Genomic DNA, 1,628 nt, shown 5'->3' with positions numbered 1-1,628 from the left:
TTTGAGCTATACACCCTGAAGTTCGTCGCCGATAGCGACAACGCGCTGCTGATCGGCAAACCCGGCACCGGCAAAAGCCACATCGCCAAGGCTATCGCCTACAACGCCACCCTGCAGGGAATGAAGGTGCGATACGTCGAGTCCGACACCGTGTTCGCCGGCTATGCCGTGGAAACGCGCGCCGATCAGGACCGGTTGCTCAAAGCCCTCGTCGAGCCCGAACTCCTTGTGCTTGACGATCTGTTCCTCGCCAAACGCATTCCCGATGCCGCGGCCGAACTGCTGCAGACTCTGGTCCATCAACGCTACAAGCAACGTCGCAGCATCCTCGTCACGTCCAACCGCGTCGTCCAGGACTGGGGGCGCTACCTTCGCGACAGCACCATGGCCTCGACGATCCTTGACCGTCTGCTCCATCGCTCCAAACTCCTCGAGTTTGAAGGTAAGAGCTATCGCCTGCGGGAAGCCGCCGCCAGACTTGCCGTCACTGAAGAATCCGACGCATAATCCGCTCGTCCTGCCTGGGGGAATTTAGCCGCCCACAAGTGGAGGAGTTTGAACTGCCCATCGGGGAGATCGCTTTTTCCTCAGCTTCCATCGCACGCCGACTCATCAGGGGGACGAAATTCCATTGCTGCGCTGGCGAGCCATTGAACTTGTATAGCCGGACTTGGTTGCCGTCATTCGTTTGACGAGCGTCATTGTCGATGCAGAGGCTGCTGTCTGCAAAGCTGAGGATAAAGCCCGGGCGCTTGAGCAGCTCCCACCGCTGACGTTGGTCAACGCGGTTATAGACGGTGAGCGAGAGCCTAGCCTCATGAGCGACGCGATCAGCGCCAATCGCGAGATCGCCTCCGCTCGAGTTCAACGTAATTGCGCCCGTATCATAGTTAAGGTCCCACGCAACGTAGCGAAGGATCGTGCCTTTCTCCCGGAGTACAATCGCGGCACCGTCTTGCTGATCATTTACCCCGAGCAGGAAGTTGCGGTCCTGCTTGTATTCGATTAGGTATATACCCATGTCGGCCTCACATTGGTTTGGTTGAGGAAGGTTTAGGATGGTTTAGGAAGGCCGCCTCCGTCCCGCTTGTAAGGGGGCTCCGGCCGGTTGGGCCTTCAACACGTGTAAAGCAGGCACCGTGCAACCGCAGCCGTTGTGCACCACGATTTGACACGGACAACATCGTTACACGGCAGCGGAACGCCCCTTGTTGAATATGGTGGCTCTGTACGTCAAACAGAAATGACGCTAACAACATGTAGGAATGAGATCATTCTTTGTCTGGTTTGTCGGCATTGTCATGTTCGGGTTCTGTCGCAGTAAGAGCGAGAGGTCGGCCAAATCCGATATGGTACGGATTCCTTATCCGGACAGCGAATAGAGTTGCTGTGCGGGAGTTTTGACCAACGCCGCCATCGTTCAATTGTCCCTTGACAATCATGTGCATAACTTCGATGCCGCCCAACAGGATGCGGGCACAACGAAAATTTTTGAACCCAAGCATCAGTCGAGTCCGGCGCTTGATCGCCCGATGATCCTGTTCGATGATGTTATTCAGATACTTTTTCTGGAGGACCTTGATCGGCACCTCCCGCGGGGCGTTGATCGCCGGCAAGGCAGCCAGATT

Annotated in this window: 2 protein-coding genes and 1 pseudogene; 1 reads left to right on the top strand and 2 read right to left on the bottom strand. The window is 56.3% G+C overall.

The genetic code is table 11. The features are described from left to right. Window positions 1-507: ATP-binding protein (locus tag BMI01S_RS37315; RefSeq protein ID WP_042293366.1), on the top strand; the 507-nt coding region annotated here is incomplete at its 5' end. Here BMI01S_RS37315 and BMI01S_RS37310 read toward each other — a convergent pair. Further along, window positions 485-1,021: an RICIN domain-containing protein gene (locus BMI01S_RS37310; protein ID WP_063769767.1), complete on the bottom strand. Its 537-nt coding sequence runs from the start codon at window positions 1,019-1,021 to the stop codon at window positions 485-487. The genes BMI01S_RS37315 and BMI01S_RS37310 overlap by 23 nt on opposite strands. A gap of 342 nt (window positions 1,022-1,363) precedes the next feature. Beyond that, a pseudogene (locus BMI01S_RS37305) lies at window positions 1,364-1,628 on the bottom strand (DDE-type integrase/transposase/recombinase); the annotation flags it as partial.

This window comes from Paraburkholderia mimosarum LMG 23256 = NBRC 106338 (genome assembly GCF_000739815.1).
Taxonomy (GTDB): Bacteria; Pseudomonadota; Gammaproteobacteria; order Burkholderiales; family Burkholderiaceae; genus Paraburkholderia; species Paraburkholderia mimosarum.
The sequence above is the reverse complement of the archived record's forward strand: the minus strand, read 5'-3'. Positions and strand labels throughout refer to the sequence as shown.